Origin of the sequence: Paenibacillus qinlingensis (assembly GCF_031455095.1) — a bacterium.
Classification (GTDB): Bacteria; Bacillota; Bacilli; order Paenibacillales; family NBRC-103111; genus Paenibacillus_E; species Paenibacillus_E qinlingensis_A.
Map to the genome: position 1 here is coordinate 50,942 of NZ_JAVDSB010000005.1, position 15,395 is coordinate 66,336.

Annotated in this window: 17 protein-coding genes and 1 riboswitch; of the genes, 12 read left to right on the forward strand and 5 right to left on the reverse strand. The window is 48.0% G+C overall.

Annotation, left to right across the window (positions count from 1 at the left end; translation table 11 throughout):
• The first annotated feature begins 162 nt into the window (after positions 1–162).
• A complete protein-coding gene (locus J2736_RS16035) occupies positions 163–1,233 on the forward strand; it encodes a low temperature requirement protein A (protein WP_310499853.1) in 1,071 nt (356 codons plus the stop codon).
• Positions 1,234–1,275: 42 nt separating this feature from the next.
• Positions 1,276–1,824: a GNAT family N-acetyltransferase gene (locus J2736_RS16040; protein ID WP_310499610.1), complete on the forward strand. Its 549-nt coding sequence runs from the start codon at positions 1,276–1,278 to the stop codon at positions 1,822–1,824.
• A gap of 266 nt (positions 1,825–2,090) precedes the next feature.
• Here J2736_RS16040 and J2736_RS16045 read toward each other — a convergent pair whose 3' ends face one another.
• Positions 2,091–3,416: an MFS transporter gene (locus J2736_RS16045; RefSeq protein ID WP_310499611.1), complete on the reverse strand. Its 1,326-nt coding sequence runs from the start codon at positions 3,414–3,416 to the stop codon at positions 2,091–2,093.
• 168 nt (positions 3,417–3,584) lie between these two features.
• Between J2736_RS16045 and J2736_RS16050 the strand changes: the two genes are divergently transcribed.
• Both J2736_RS16050 and J2736_RS16055 read left to right on the forward strand, forming a co-directional pair.
• Positions 3,585–3,863, forward strand: a complete 279-nt coding sequence (locus J2736_RS16050) for an autorepressor SdpR family transcription factor (protein ID WP_310499612.1) — start codon at positions 3,585–3,587, stop codon at positions 3,861–3,863.
• Positions 3,860–4,498, forward strand: coding sequence for an SdpI family protein (locus J2736_RS16055; protein WP_310499613.1), 639 nt, complete (start codon positions 3,860–3,862; stop codon positions 4,496–4,498). The genes J2736_RS16050 and J2736_RS16055 overlap by 4 nt, the downstream gene beginning before the upstream one ends.
• 68 nt (positions 4,499–4,566) lie before the next feature.
• Here J2736_RS16055 and J2736_RS16060 read toward each other — a convergent pair whose 3' ends face one another.
• The 3 genes from J2736_RS16060 to hflK form a co-directional block, all read right to left on the reverse strand.
• The gene (locus tag J2736_RS16060; protein ID WP_310499614.1) at positions 4,567–5,550 is read right to left on the reverse strand and encodes a bile acid:sodium symporter family protein; all 984 of its coding nucleotides are present in this window, start codon (positions 5,548–5,550) and stop codon (positions 4,567–4,569) included.
• A 212-nt stretch (positions 5,551–5,762) separates the two neighbouring features.
• Positions 5,763–6,635 (reverse strand): protease modulator HflC, encoded by an 873-nt coding sequence (hflC, locus tag J2736_RS16065; RefSeq protein WP_310499615.1) that lies wholly within the window; start codon positions 6,633–6,635, stop codon positions 5,763–5,765.
• Complete coding sequence (hflK, locus tag J2736_RS16070) at positions 6,632–7,657, reverse strand: FtsH protease activity modulator HflK (protein ID WP_310499616.1); 1,026 nt, start codon at positions 7,655–7,657, stop codon at positions 6,632–6,634. The genes hflC and hflK overlap by 4 nt, the downstream gene beginning before the upstream one ends.
• Positions 7,658–7,839: 182 nt before the next feature.
• A riboswitch (TPP riboswitch) is annotated at positions 7,840–7,938 on the forward strand.
• A 145-nt stretch (positions 7,939–8,083) separates the two neighbouring features.
• Between hflK and J2736_RS16075 the strand changes: the two genes are divergently transcribed.
• From J2736_RS16075 to J2736_RS16110, 8 genes are all read left to right on the forward strand, one after another.
• Positions 8,084–8,704, forward strand: a complete 621-nt coding sequence (locus J2736_RS16075; RefSeq protein WP_310499617.1) for a thiamine phosphate synthase — start codon at positions 8,084–8,086, stop codon at positions 8,702–8,704.
• Complete coding sequence (gene thiO / locus J2736_RS16080; protein WP_310499618.1) at positions 8,705–9,931, forward strand: glycine oxidase ThiO; 1,227 nt, start codon at positions 8,705–8,707, stop codon at positions 9,929–9,931.
• Positions 9,915–10,118, forward strand: a complete 204-nt coding sequence (thiS, locus tag J2736_RS16085; protein ID WP_310499619.1) for a sulfur carrier protein ThiS — start codon at positions 9,915–9,917, stop codon at positions 10,116–10,118. Before thiO ends, thiS begins: the two co-directional genes overlap by 17 nt.
• A 4-nt stretch (positions 10,119–10,122) precedes the next feature.
• On the forward strand, positions 10,123–10,890 hold the full coding sequence (locus tag J2736_RS16090; protein ID WP_056608186.1) for a thiazole synthase: 768 nt from the start codon (positions 10,123–10,125) through the stop codon (positions 10,888–10,890).
• 209 nt (positions 10,891–11,099) lie between these two features.
• Positions 11,100–11,942, forward strand: coding sequence for a bifunctional hydroxymethylpyrimidine kinase/phosphomethylpyrimidine kinase (gene thiD / locus J2736_RS16095; protein WP_310499620.1), 843 nt, complete (start codon positions 11,100–11,102; stop codon positions 11,940–11,942).
• The gene (gene thiE / locus J2736_RS16100) at positions 11,939–12,616 is read left to right on the forward strand and encodes a thiamine phosphate synthase (RefSeq protein WP_310499621.1); all 678 of its coding nucleotides are present in this window, start codon (positions 11,939–11,941) and stop codon (positions 12,614–12,616) included. The genes thiD and thiE overlap by 4 nt, the downstream gene beginning before the upstream one ends.
• 564 nt (positions 12,617–13,180) lie before the next feature.
• A complete protein-coding gene (locus J2736_RS16105; protein WP_310499622.1) occupies positions 13,181–13,792 on the forward strand; it encodes an ArsR/SmtB family transcription factor in 612 nt (203 codons plus the stop codon).
• Between the two features lie 3 nt (positions 13,793–13,795).
• Entirely contained in the window at positions 13,796–14,911 is a 1,116-nt protein-coding gene (locus J2736_RS16110; RefSeq protein ID WP_310499623.1) for an aminopeptidase, read from the forward strand.
• A 71-nt stretch (positions 14,912–14,982) separates the two neighbouring features.
• On the opposite strand, the gene J2736_RS16115 is transcribed toward J2736_RS16110, so the two are convergent.
• Positions 14,983–15,372 (reverse strand): MmcQ/YjbR family DNA-binding protein, encoded by a 390-nt coding sequence (locus J2736_RS16115; RefSeq protein WP_310499624.1) that lies wholly within the window; start codon positions 15,370–15,372, stop codon positions 14,983–14,985.
• Between the last annotated feature and the right edge of the window lie 23 nt (positions 15,373–15,395).

A 15,395-nucleotide genomic window follows, 5' to 3' on the forward strand; every position in this document is an offset into this window, starting at 1 on the left:
ATTATACAGGGCTTATCTCGAATAGTTGGATACAGCTTTTTTCTGAGAGAAACGAGAGGCGCGGATGAGAGCATGAACGGGCAAGGCAAACAGACATCATATCTAACAAAGGAGCCCCTTTTAATGAACAATCACACACCTGGGCTACACCACATCAAAGCAATGGTCGAGAAAAAGGTCACTTGGCTTGAGCTGTTTTACGATTTGCTTTTTGTAGCGGCCGTTTCTAAAGCGAGTCATGTCTTGCTGCATGTACATCACGGCACGATCCCACTGGAATATTTGAGTAAATTCGTGCTGATTCTTATACCGATTTGGTGGGCTTGGGTGGGACAGTCCGTTTTCATCAATCGGTTTGGGCGGGATAGTACCTCGCATCGTGTTTTTCTTATTCTACAATTGTTTTTTGTGCTCATTATGACCGCTAGCTTATCTGTCGATTTTGATCAGTACTTTGTGCCGTTTCTTATTGGCTATCTAGGTTTGAGAGCGATGACCGCTATTCAATATCTGGCTGTTCATCGAAAAGAAGAAGATCATCGACGGAGTACCGCGCAGTACTTAGGGAGCCGATTCTGGATCGGACTTGGGATATCGGCACTTTCCCTTTTCTTCGACTCTTGGATTCGATACGCCGTGTTGTACGCGGGAATTATGGTGGATATCCTGCTCCCCTTAATGGGGCGAAAGTACTTGGTGAGAACGCCGATTAACACGCATCATTTATTAGAGCGGTTCTCGTTATTTACGTTGATTTTGCTTGGTGAATCGGTCATTAGCATTCTCACCGTCTTGCAATCCAGTGATTGGACATGGCAATCCATCGTTTTCGCATCCCTCACCTTTCTATTGATCATCGCGATGTGGTGGCAATATTTCGAGAATGTGGAAAAGAAAGTGAACAAAGCGCTGGAAACGGCAGGGCAAACCATCATCTACGGCCATTTATTCATTTATTTATCCTTGTGTATGATTGCCGCATCCATCCAGCTGCTCTTCTTAGAGCAATTGCATTATGGCTTTATGTTAAGTTTTATTTTCGCTTCCGTCCTGTTGTACTTTTTCTCAACATCGCTAGTTTTCCACAAGTATAGACATGCACATCAACGCTTAGGCGTAGCGCATTTGGCGGTATTTCTAGGGTTGTTAGTGGTATTTCTTGGGCTAGATCTCATGTTTGAGATGCCCAACTATGTCATCATCGGTGAAATGATGTTGTTTTTTGTGGTGTAAGCGAAGGGAACAACTTAAGTTTTATTGGGAGGGGAAGATGATATGCGTATCGAAATTGACGCTGACCTTACACTCAAATCACTTGAACCAAAGGACGCAGAAGCCTTATTTGCACTAACTAACACTTGTAGAGATTACCTGAGGGAATGGTTGCCATGGGTGGATGCGACACAGCATAGCGATCACTCAAGAGCTTTCATCCAACACTGTCAAAATCAAGAGGCATCCAATAATGGCTTCAATGCAGGCATTTGGTTTAAAGGAGAGTTCGCAGGTTGCATCGGATTTCACCCGATCAATTGGGCTAATCATTACGCGAGTCTGGGTTACTGGTTAGGAGAAGGCTTCCAAGGTCATGGCATTATGACACGGGCCTGTCAATGGTTGATCGATTATTCGTTTAACGAATTAGGCTTAAATCGCGTGGAAATTAGATGTGGTGAACAAAATTTCAAAAGCCAAGCAATCCCAGAGAAATTAGGATTTACGAGGGAAGGGCAGATCCGTGATGCCGCGTGGCTTTACGATCATTACATCGACCTCGTTGTCTATGGCATGTTGAAACGTGAGTGGCGAGCAGCAGAAGAATGATTGGTATGGGGGCAGTGGGTCGAAACATCGACTTACTGCCCCCATTTGTGGTTGTTTGGAGGCTGTAAGTTGAAGAAGGAGACTGTCGATTAATTATTTTGAGGGGTCCCAATTCCGTTAAATAGCTGAGAATCGTTCTGCCAAGTCATTTCTAATCGATTAAGTATTTTTTCGGTTTGAACTAACTCATTAAAATCGATTGTAGGGCAAACGCTTGGGAATTAATCGACAGTCTCAAAATTCGAGTTACAGCGGTAAACAAGTCGTTATGCGACCTCACGCTCCGTCTTCCCCGAGAATTTGTACCATAGAAGCATCCCCACCGAACAAACCCCCACCACGATGAGCAAGCCATACACATGTTTGTACGATTGAAGCAGCGGGGTATTCTCTTGAATTTCAAGGAGTATACCGCAAATTGCTACGGACATCGCTCCACCAAAAAACTGTATCAGTTGCAGCAATCCCATGCCTGATCCGATTAGCGGTTTGGGCAGTATACGTGACGTTTCATTGTTCAATGACGATACTGTTGCGGAAAATGCAGGCGAGAAGCAAAGATAGCCAATCAGAATAACCAGTGGCGAAGCGCCAATAAGCAGCGAGAAGGCGATCATCACTAGGGTTAATAGTCCATGCCCGATAAGCAAAAACCGCATATTGCCGAATCGATCAATCCATCGACCGACGAAGCGGGTTAAGAATGCGGACAAAATAGCTCCAGGAGCAATCGTCAAACCGATGGTCATTGCCGACTGATTGAACACCTTAGCCAGGATTAATGGCATTAAGAATAAATTGCCAAGGTTCAAGACCAAGATACAGAACCCGATCACAACCAGCTTCCGGTACGCGGGATTGGCCAGCAATAAGGGGTTAATGAACGTGTCGCTGGCTCGCCGCAGATGCCACACATGGACACCGAAGGAGAGGGCACTGATGGCTAGCCACACACCAGAGATTTGTGTCACAGCGAGTAACAAGCTCGCGGCATTGACGACTGTCAACAGCGCCCCGCAAATGTCAAAACGGAACGCCACAGGCTGCTCCTTGGGGAGCAATCTTAGAAGAATAGGAAGAATGACTAAAACCAAGCAGGTAATCGCGAACAACCCATTCCAGCCCCAATATTCGCTGATGAAACCGCCAACGATCGGGCCGAGCCCGAAAGCCATGGCACTCCCCGCCGAAATCATCGCAATGGCAGAGCCTCGACGTTCAAGGGGGATGTACCGGCTGGCGAGTACGAGCCCAAGACCGGCCATGACCCCTGATCCTGCGGATTGTAGAATGCGAGCAGCCAGCAAGGTGTGGAACTCACGCGCGAACAGTCCAAAAACGGAGGAAAGTCCAAGGATGATAAGCCCCACGGTTAGCAGCTTGCGTATGGGAAGTACATCGGAGAGTCTGCTATATAGGACTGTGGATAAGGCATAGCCAATGGAATAGCTAGAGATGACCCAAGCTCCGAGATCCGCAGTGATGTGGAGATCTTGAATAATACTAGGAATGGAGACGTTGAACATCGTCGTATTCATAACAACAATGAACAAGCCTACTGTCCAAACGGGCATTACAATTTTATCGTTCATGTATATCCATCCTGACTGGCGCGAGAAGTAAGTACAACTTCTTATTATAAACCTACATCGTCCAATAGCCAAAAAAGAAGAAGGGCAGACGCCAATTGACAGGTTCGAAAATCGGAGGTATTATTTATTGTATATTTAGATAAATATCTAAATAAGGAGGGCACCCATTTGAATGAGGCGTTTAAAGCGTTAGCAGACCCAACTCGTCGTGAAATTTTACAGCTGCTTAGAGAAAAAAGTATGAATGCTGGCGATATTGCTGATCATTTTAAGATTAGTAAGCCGAGTATCTCGCATCATTTGAACCTGCTGAAACAAGCGGGGCTTGTAATGGATGAACGTCAGGGGCAACATATCATGTATACCTTGCATACTACGGTTGTTGAAGACGTCATCGGATGGATGTTTAATATACTTAACAAAAAAGATCAGGAGGAGCAGTCATGAAGAAATGGAGAGAAATTTTATTATTTGTGATTAGTCTATCCCCAGTTTTAGGCGGATTAATCCTGTATAATCGTCTTCCAGACACGATGGCAAGTCATTTTGGCGTCAATAATGAAGTAAACGGTACGATGAGCAAAGGAATGTCACTTTTCATGCTGGTACTGCTGGGTCTGCTGCCGTTGTTCATGCGAATTATGAGAGCTATTGATCCGAAGAAAGCGAATTTCGAGAAATTTCCCGCTGCTTATGAGGTTACGCGGTTCGGGGTTTCCATTCTTTTAGCTATCGTAGGTTGGGGGATCATCTTCTTTAACTTGGGGTATAACCTGGACTTTAAGAAAATGACAATGATATTACTAGGCTTGCTGTTTGCCGTGATGGGGAATTTCCTAACGCAAGTGAAGCCTAACTACACATTTGGCATACGAACCCCATGGACGCTCGCCAATGAGGAGATTTGGAGGAAAACGCATCGTTTAGGTGGTCCACTTATGATGGTGGGGGGAGTCATTTCGTTGATCGCTGCGTTCTTAACGTCATCAATCGCAATCTTCATCTTTATAGCGGCCATTGTCATTAGTTCCTGTATTCCTATTCTCTACTCTTATGTGATATTCACTAGGCTTTCGAAGTGAAAAAGGTTATTGTGAGACTGCCAGCGATACTGCTGAGCAGTCTTTTTATTACACCGGTTGATATGTCTTTACATTTGTTTAACACCATTAACGGTTAAGCTGGGGGTGTCACTTTTCAAAGCATATTTCCGATTTAGCAGAAAGCCGAAGAGGGAAGCAAGTGATTGCTGAAACAGCATGCCAAGCACAACTGGAATCGCCACGGGTGGCGGGAAGTAAGCGACAGCGAGTACCGCGCCCGCACTAATATTTCGCATACCACTGTTAAACGTAAGAGCAACCACGACATCTTGTTCCCAGCGGAACAACCTGGCGACAAGCCAACCCAGCATATAGCCTAGGGAAGCCACGAGGAGCACGAAACCTGCCAGTCCGAGCAACTTCGCGTTAAAGTCACGTAAATAAGGCGCGATTACAGAGCTATTAATGGCAACGACGACGCCCATGAAAATTTTAGAAAAGGGGCCTAATCGGCCACCCCATTGTTCCTTTATTTTGCCTCGCGTCCATTGGTTCAACAGCATGCCGATGAGAGAAGGAACGACGATCATGAAGAATAAGCCTTTCATCATAGCGAACGTATCCAGCTGTACCTTAGTACCCACAAGCAGAGAAAGCGTGTAGGGCACGACGAAAGGTGAGAGAATCGTATCCATCAGGATGATCGACAGTGTCAGCACGATATTGCCTCGATAAATCGCTACCCACACAAAGCTAGTAATACCTGTAGGAATGGCTGCCGCCAAAATAAGGCCCGTAATCGTCAACGGTTCATGACTATAAACGACATGCCCGAGACCTAGCGCGATGAGCGGCATCCCGACATGCAAAATGAATAAAGTAGTTAGCAGCGGAAGCGGTTGAACGACGACTTTGATGAACTCTTTAAAGCTGGAAGAGATGCTGCCAGAAAAGGTCATAAAAGCAAATAACCACGGCGATAGATAAGTAAATCCAGATAAGTGACTTCCGAGAAGTACCCCGATAAGAACGCTTAGGGGAGTGATGAGCGGCAAAATCTTTTCTAATTGTCGATTCAGCTGAGGCAGCATCTAGATGTACATCCTTTCGTGAACAACCTGATACGCAGGCTGCTAGGTAGAATATATGAGAAGAAAGCTTGATGAATAGTATTGGATTTCATGAAACCAACGATAAACGCATGTATGACTTGCCGTCAAGGAAAATTGCGAAGGGGTGACGGTTCATGACATAAATAAAAAGCATGCCATCCAAAGATGACATGCTCTGAGATCAAACCTATTTATTTACCAAGTAAAATTTTCGTGTATGGCGAATCGATCGGCAGCATGATGACCGGTTCCCCTTTGAATGACACCAAGTAACTATCCAACGTACGATAGAAATTGTAGAAGGCAGGGTCCTGACCATACGCAGTGTTGTAGATTTTGGCTGCTTCTTGCTCGCCTTCAGCTACGATTTTCTTCGCATCTGCTTGGGCTTGCGCGATCAACTCACTTGCCTGTCTGTCGGCTTTGGAGGTGATTTTTTTGGACTCCTCATCACCCTCGGATAAGTACTTCGCCGCGATCGATTGACGGTCAGAGATCATCCGTTTATACACGCTTTGCTTGTTGGAATCTGGAAGATCGGTACGCTTGATGCGCACATCGACGATTTGGATACCGTAGTTATCACGTTCCATTAACTCGGAAACTTCCTTCGTAATCTCATCGTTCAAATTACCACGTTGTGTGTTTTCGCTAATGATATCGCTATAATTGATCTCCGACAACTTCCGTCTGACGGTGTTGTACACAGCAGCATCAATACGCTCTTCTCCGCCGGTAATCGATTGAATCGTACGCAAGAACTGCTGCGCATCGTCGATCCGCCATACCGTATAGTTATCCACTTCAATTGGCTTTTTATCTTTGGTCAAAATGGAAGTGGGCTTACTATCATACACCATCTGATATTTAGGAAGCGTACGAACCGATTCAATGAATGGAATTTTTAGATGAATGCCAGGCTCTGTTTGGATACGAACCGCTTCTCCGAATTTGAGAACGACTCGGTATTGCCCCTCTTTGACAATAAACAGAGAGAGCAGGAAGAGAATAACGATAACTACACCAAGGATGGATCTAAGAATCCATTTACTTTGTAAGGTCATTTCGCAGCTCCTCCTTGCGTCGTGCCGGTTGCAGCGCCAGTTGCAGTACCAGGTGGGCGCAACAGCTCGTTAATTGGTAAGTATTTAACCGTTTCGCCCGTGCTGTCGCTGATGAAAATTTTGGCATTCGGCAATATTTTTTCTAACGTCTCGATGATAAGCCTGCTCTCTGTAACTGATTTATTGTTCGCATATTCGGCATACAGGGCGTTAAACTTCGCCACATCCCCCTGCGCATTCAAAATTCGAGATTTTTTCTGAGCTTCGGCATTCTCAAGCAGTGCCTGAGCGTTACCGCGCTCCCTTGGAAGGATATCATTTTCGTATTTCGTCGCCACGTTAATCTTCGTGTTTTTCTCTTCACGTGCATTGGTTACATCTTTAAAAGCATTCTGCACATCGCCAGCTGGCGGCTCGATATCTTGGAACTTCAAATCGACAATATGAATACCTGTTTGATATTTCGACTGCATCTCAATCAATCGTTCTTTGACCTTGCCTTGGACCTCGGTTTTTCCTTCCGTAATGGCAAAGTCTAGCGCCGTAGCACCGATAACCGAACGAATGGCCGCACTCGCGGAGTTACGTAGGAACAACTCAGCATTATCAATATTGTACAAGTAGTTACGCATGTCACTGATATTCCATTCCACAACGGCATCAGCGGACAAAATATTTTCATCCCCCGTAATCATCATCGCTTCTTCTTCTACGGGCGTAATTTTACCACCTGTTTCACGGAAGCCGATTTGGATTCGCTGTGTCATTTTAGCAGGAAGGACAATGACCTGTTGAATCGGAAAAGGAAGTTTAAAGTGCAGCCCTGCTTCCTTTTCAGTCGTATATTTGCCTAAAGTTAGAATGGCCGCTTTCTCATGCTCCTGTACGGTGTAGAAGGTGGAAGATCCGAAAATAAGGGCGAGAACGATTACAAGGCCGATAACAATTTTGGTCATCAAGCCTGGCGGGAGGGAAGAAGAGGGTCTTCGTCGATCGGGTTCTGGCAGTACAAATGGTTCCATGGCAAACACCCCTTAATATAAGATTTACTGATATGCTATACGGCAAGTATTGGAAATGGTTTCAGGCAGATGAGGTAATTCTCACTAAATTGAGAAAGGCTAGGCTAAATGCAAGTGAAAATGGAAAATTGGTATTTCCAAGAGTTGGCTGCCATGCTATGATGATTAGTAATTGCATACGAATGAATCCCTAGGGGCGCCGAGAGGCTGAGACAGTGTAGACTGAACCCTTTGAACCTGATCTGGTTTATGCCAGCGGAGGAAAGTGGAACGAGCTTTGGAGCCGATTTAATCGCTATTTATGATTAGGCAGCCTACAACCACTTTTCTAAGGAAAGTGGTTTTTTTGTGTTTCACGACGATGTCAGGATCGTTGCATGTAGATGAGTTATAAGTGAAATTGGCTGGAGAGGAAGTGGGGGATCGGTGTCGGAGAAAGAGTTGCATGTCATATCGGACGGGAAGCTTTCATGGTCTGCGCTGGCAACAATTGCGCTTCAGATTTACCCGTATGTCACAGCGATCCATATCCGGGAGAAGATGAAGTCCTTGGACGAAGTGTTTATCGGCGTGCAGTACTTATTGGAGCAAGGGATTCCAGCTAAGCGTGTGTACGTCAACGGTTTTCCTTCTATTGCTCTAGCCTTGCAGACAGGCGGTGTGCAGCTCCCAGGCACAACGCCATCGCTTGTTATTCAAGATGAATTATGCCGGGGGATACAACGAATTGGAGTATCTGTGCATCATGCAGACGAGGCGAAATGGCGTGAAAAAGAGGGGGCCGACTATGTCATGTTCGGTCATATCTTTGCGACAAACTCTAAGCAAGGAGTGCCGCCTAGGGGCTTGGAGCAGTTAAGACAATTAGTTAACGAGATTAACATTCCGGTTATTGCGATAGGCGGGATGACACCTGCGAGGGTACAATCCGTTCTGGATGCAGGTGCATCTGGGATCGCGGTGATGAGCGGAATATGGGACGCAGCGGATCCTCTCGGAGCCGTACTGGCCTATCAAGATGAGCTTAGACAGATTGAGGTGAGTTGAATGTCAGTAGCAAGATCCCATGTCATCATCGTTGGAGGTGGTGTTATTGGTACATCTATTGCCTATTATTTGGCGAAAAGAGGGCAAAACGTCACGCTGCTAGAGCGCAGCCAGCTAGGCACGGAAGCCTCGGCTGCCGCAGCTGGCATGCTCGGCGCGCAGTCCGAGATGGAAGACACGGGCGCCCTGTTCCAGTGGGCGCGTCAGAGCCGTGCTATGTTCCCCGAGTTGAGCGGGGAACTACGAGAACTCACGGGCATCGACATCGGTCTCGTCCGTGAGGGGCTGCTGAACGTCGCGCTCAGCGACGTTCATGAGGAGGAGCTGCGCGCGCGAGCGAAGCTCCAACGCGCAGCGGGAGAGCAGGCCCAGTGGCTCAGCGCCGCTGAAGCCACTGCCCTAGAGCCCGCGCTCAGCGCAGCGACGCGCGGAGCCCTGTACCTGCCCGGCGATGGGCAGGTCGATGCTCCGTTGCTGGCGGCGGCATTCGCGCAGGCGGCGCAGGTGCTTGGGGCGAAGGTGCAGCCATTCGCCCAGGTGCAAGGGCTGCTGACCGCGCAGGAGCGCGTCATCGGCGTGCAGACGGCCGCCGGTCCGCTCTACAGCGACCACGTGGTCGTCGCCGCAGGCACGTGGAGCGGTCAGCTGCTGGGGAGCATCGGCGTCGAGTTGCCGATGTATCCTGTGAAGGGCGAGTGCTTCTCCGTGCGGATGCCGAAGCCTTTATTAAAGAAAACCCTGTTCTCGCCAGGGTGCTATATCGTTCCGAAAGCCGGCGGACGGCTGGTGGTCGGCGCGACAGTCGTGCCGAACAGCTATGATCGCAAGGTGTCGCTCTCGGGTTTGGCCGAGCTGATGGAGCGCGCGAGGGGGCTGATGCCCGCACTCGGCGACGCAGAGTGGGAGAAGGCTTGGTCCGGGCTGCGTCCGCAGACCGCCGATGGGCTGCCTTACATCGGCAAAGTGTCGGCGGTGAAGGGTCTGTACACAGCGTGCGGGCATTACCGCAACGGGATCTTGCTGAGCCCGATCACCGGGAGCGTGATAGCGGATTGGATTGTGGGCGGAGATGTCGCAGGCGGTGAACAAGGGAAACGTGCGATAGCCCCTTGGCTGGATGCCTTCAGCCCGGATTTTTCGCCAAATACGAAGCGAGTGAGTCAGCAGGATCAGGACACATTTTCAGCGACAGGAAAGGAATGGATAAGCATTGAAACTGCACATTAATGGTCAACAGGTTGACGTGCCTGACACGATTCGTACAGTTGTGGAGTTGCTGGCACACTTCGATTTAAGCGACAAAATGCTCGTGGTCGAGCATAACACAGCCATTTTACATAAAGAGGATCACGCTGGAGCTGAGCTTGCTGAAGGACATAAAATTGAGATCGTTCATTTCGTTGGAGGAGGATAAAAATATGTTAAAAATTGGTCCATATGAGTTTCGCTCACGTTTATTGCTAGGTACGGGGAAGTTTCCTGATTTTCAAATTCAAAAACAAGCGGTGGATATCAGCGAGTCCCAGATTCTGACGTTTGCGGTACGGCGGATGAATATATTTGAGGCGAGTCAGCCAAATTTCCTATCGATGCTGGATACGTCGAATTTCACTTTGCTGCCCAATACAGCTGGTGCCAAAACAGCTGAAGAAGCTGTCCGCATCGCACGGTTAGCAAAAGCATCAGGCTTGTGTGACATGATCAAGGTTGAGGTTATTGGGGATGAAATGACGCTGTTACCCGATCCCGTGGAAACGCTGAAAGCGTCAGAAATGTTGCTGGAGGAAGGCTTTATCGTACTTCCATATACATCGGACGATGTGTTATTAGCTAAACGTTTGCAAGCACTTGGCGTACATGCGATCATGCCTGGCGCTTCACCGATAGGCACAGGTCAAGGGATCATTAATCCGCTGAATCTGAGCTTCATCATCGAACAGGCGACAGTTCCAGTCATCGTGGATGCAGGGATTGGTGCACCTTCGGATGCGTCTTTGGCGATGGAAATGGGAGCAGATGGTGTGCTGTTGAACACAGCTGTGTCCGGTGCAAAGGATCCTGTCAAAATGGCTTACGCCATGAAACTTGCGATCGAAGCGGGACGCGCTGGTTTTGAAGCGGGTCGCATTCCGAAGAAGCGTTACGCGTCGGCGAGCTCTCCGATGGACGGATTGAGCCGCGTGTAAGTTGTGACTAGTGCTCGCTGAGACGGGGGATGACTCCTACGCCCATTCATGTGGGCACTATCCCATTGGCTCAGGAAATGGTTTGACGTTAGCTGACCTGAGCCAAGGGGATAGTGGCGATATAGATATCTGATTGCGAACATAGATGGATGTAAAAGAGCTGCAGAGATGATGGGGATAGCGAGTGAGAGAGAGAGAGGGAGACTATCATGGCGATTTACAAAGCATTGACGATTGCCGGCTCGGACAGTGGCGGTGGCGCTGGCATTCAGGCTGATTTGAAAACATTTCAAGAACTCGGCGTGTACGGCATGTCCGTGATTACCGCTGTAACGGCGCAGAATACACTTGGTGTGCAAGGGGTTTACCCGATGAGCGCGGAAGCGATCGAACGCCAATTGGCGTCTATTGGGGAAGATTTGCGACCGGATGCTTTGAAAACAGGCATGCTTTTTAGCGGCGAAATTATTCGCGTTGTAGCGGCGGCAATTCAAAAATTTGGTTGGAGTCAGATCGTGGTTGATCCTGTGATGATAGCCAAGGGTGGAGCTTCGCTCTTGCAGCAAGAGGCGATAGACGCGATGATTCATGCGTTGTTGCCACTAGCTGATGTGGTGACGCCGAACATTCCTGAAGCTGAGGCGCTTAGCGGGATAGCAATTACGGATGGGGATTCTCGTCAGAAAGCAGCTATACGCATCCATGAGTACGGCTGCAAACATGTGATGATCAAAGGCGGCCATGAAGCAAATACGGAGCAAGCAACGGACTTGCTGTATGATGGAGTTTCCTTTACCGAGTTTACTTCAAAACGATTGGTTACACAGCACACACACGGAACAGGGTGTACATTTGCAGCTGCTTTGACGTCCGGATTGGCGCAAGGACACACGACGAAGGCTTCTTTACAACTGGCAAAAAGCTTCATCCAAGCTGCCATTTCGGAGCCTTTACATATCGGAAGCGGACATGGTCCGACGAATCATTGGGCCTATCAGCAGGGCATTCGGGAGGCTGACTTGAAAAATACGGCCACACGAGGTGTACGATGAGCATGGTGTTAACTGCTGAGGAGCTGCGCAAGGCGCTGCGTTTGTATTTGGTGATGGGCAGCCCGAATTGTGGCGGGGCTGACCCGTATGAAGTGCTGGAAGCCGCCATTGACGGCGGCATCACGATGTTTCAGCTGCGCGAGAAGGGCCCCGGCGCCCTGCAGGGGCCGGAGCTGCTCGCGCTGGGCGCGCGGCTGCGCCGCCTTTGCGCGCAGCGCGGGATCCCGTTCATCGTGAACGATGATGAACGGCTGGCTCTAGAGCTTGAGGCCGATGGTATTCACATCGGCCAAGAGGATGCTCCAGCCGCCGCGGTGCGGAAGCGGCTGCCGAACATGATCGTGGGCGTATCGGCCCACGATCTGGGCGAAGCCCAGTCGGCGCTGGCGGAAGGCGCCGACTATCTTGGCGTAGGCCCCCAGTACGCCACGCGCACGAAGCTCGATGCGCGTGAGGTCCAGGGGCCTGCCGTACTAACGCGGATGCGCGCTGGCGGCATCCAGCTACCGCTTGTGGGCATCGGTGGGATCGATGCCACGAATGCCGGCGCCGTCATCCGCGCTGGGGCGGACGGCGTGGCGGTGGTGAGCGCCATCGCGGGTGCGCGCTCACCGCGTGAAGCTGCGGAGTCGCTGCGTTTGCTGCTTAGCATGGCAGGATCAAACACCGACTGACAACACTTTCTCATCTCATCAAGTTACCGAATATCAACTGACAAAAATCAATATTTGTTATTTGCAATTAAGTGGATGAAGCGGTAAGAGAAGTAAGAGAAGTAAGAGAAGTAAGAGAAGTAAGAAGGTAAGGGAAATTAATAGGATGTAGCAGCAAGAAAAGTAGTGCAGATACGGATGTTTCGATGAGAACTTGTGAATAAATGCCAAATTACGAATAAACTTTGATTTTCTTGGAGACGTTTCTACCTTTATTGGTGACAGAAACGTCCCTTTTTGCTACCATAGTAGAAAGCTTAATTTCGGTAACCCTTTAAAGCGGTGAAATGTCGTATAGTCAAACGTCTGATGCTGAATCAAAAGGTATCGGAAACCGCAATTGACATAGATTCTGTTTAGCATTATGATACGGTTAAAAAGATTTGACCGTCGTTTAATTAATCTCTTTAAGAGATTAAAAGTTGACCAAGAGGCACATGTTGCAAGGCTTTGCGAGAGAAATACTCGTTCTAGCATCTGGTACATATGTCCAAATTGGAACTAGAGAGGGAGGTCGGATCCAAGATGAAACTGCAACCTGTTTATATCATTGAAGAGCTCGAACAACTCAAAACGATTAGTGATCCACTTCGTGCTAGGGTACTGCTTTATTTAATAGAGAAGGCTTACACCGGGCAACAACTGGCTAAATTGTTAGGTATGGCGCGTGCGAAGGTGCATTATCATCTGAATGAGCTGGAGCGTCATAATTTGATTTTTGTTGTTCGTACGGAGCTGAAGAATGGTATTGTGCAAAAATTCTATCGTGCCGTAGCACGCGGATTTGTGCCTGGGGAGAATTTGCTTCCGTATGTTTCTGAGGTGGAAAATTATTATCGAGAACGTACTTTAAGCGTACTTGGACATGCTAGAAACAGAGCGATTCATGCGCCTGAAGAGGCGTTTCAAATTCCATCACCCGATCGATCCCAATGGCCAATTCTCATGACGCAGGTTGAAGTCCAAATGAGTAAAGCGAAATTTACGGAATGGTTGAGGAAGTTTCGCGCACTAATTTATGAGCTTGATGCTGAACAAGAAGAGAACGGGGATTGGTTCTATTTGACCACGGTTGGCTTCCAAACGCATGAAAGGGGCTTTGACCCGATCGAACCCGCGAACGAAGAGGAGAGATAACAAATGTTGGATCCTAGACTAACAAAGCTAGCAGACGTATTGGTAAATTATTCAGTTAAGGCACAGCCAGGTGAAAATATTTTAATCGAAGCTTACGGCATTGATAATGCGCTTGTGAAGGAAATTGTGAAGAAGGTACACGCCGCTGGTGCGCATCCTTTTGTAAACCTACGTGATCATGCTGTCATTCGCCAGCTGGTGATGGAAGGTACAGAAGCGCAAATGCAGACTTGGGCTGACGCAGATGCTTTTCAAATGAAACAAATGCAAGGCTACATAGGTGTACGCGGTGGAGCTAATATCTATGAACTGTCAGATATCCCAGCAGATCGGATGAAGCTTTATAACTCGGTGTACTACCAACAAGTTCATTTCGATGTCCGCATCAAGGATACGAGATGGGTTGTTCTACGTTATCCAACGTCTTCAATGGCGCAGCTTGCTAGCATGAGCACGGATGCTTTCGAGGATTTCTATTTCAATGTCTGTACGATGGATTATGGCAAAATGTCTAAAGCGATGGATCCTTTAAAAGAACTTATGGATCGCACAGATAAAGTGCGCCTCGTCGGCCCAGGAACGGATTTAACGTTCTCCATTAAAGGTATCGGCGGCGTGAAATGCGACGGAGAGTTGAACATTCCGGATGGCGAAGTGTACTCAGCTCCAGTGCGTGATTCCGTTAACGGGGTCATTTCTTATAATACACCGTCACCGCATGACGGCTTTATCTTTGAGAATGTAGTGCTTCATTTCGAAAATGGTAAAATTGTTAAAGCGACTGCGAATGATACGGATCGCATTAATGAGATTTTTGATATGGATGAAGGTGCGCGTTATGTTGGGGAGTTCGCGATCGGCGTGAACCCATATATTCAGCATCCAATGAAAGATATTCTGTTCGATGAGAAAATCGACGGCAGCTTCCACTTCACACCTGGTAATTGCTATGATGATGCGTACAATGGCAACAAATCCTCGCTTCACTGGGATATGGTCAATATCCAACGTCCAGAGTACGGCGGCGGCGAAATTTGGTTTGACGATGTATTGATCCGTAAGGATGGCATCTTCGTATTGCCTGAACTTCTAGTGTTGAATCCAGAGAACCTGAAATAAGGTTCCCGTATATAGAAAAAGGTTGTCCATCGTCATAGACGTGGGCAACCTTTTTTTTGTTGCAGACAAGATTAGGATTTCGTGCTTTTTAATTGCTGAACAAGTTTCTTAGGTGCAGTCCGCGCATACCCTTCGACGATTAGATCTTGAATTTCGGTCCAAGGCACGAGGTCAACGTTCCAGATACTAACCCAGCCATGACGTCCGATGTAAGGCGTCTTTTGATAGGCTGTGCCTTCTTGACCTAGCAGGAATTCTTGGGTCGTAAGCTCTGTTTTGAGCGCTGTCGAGACTTGACCGTCATTCTCACCAAGCATGATGAAGGGCTTGTCCTTCACACGAAAAGTCGTATGGCCAAATTCATCTGCTTTTTCTTCGACTTCAGGAAGCTTGGTGCAAAAGTCTCGAATTCTGGCTAGATGCGCCAAACTCGATGGGGATTGAAGCTGATGGTGGGACACAAGGTTCAACTCCTATCAGGGAT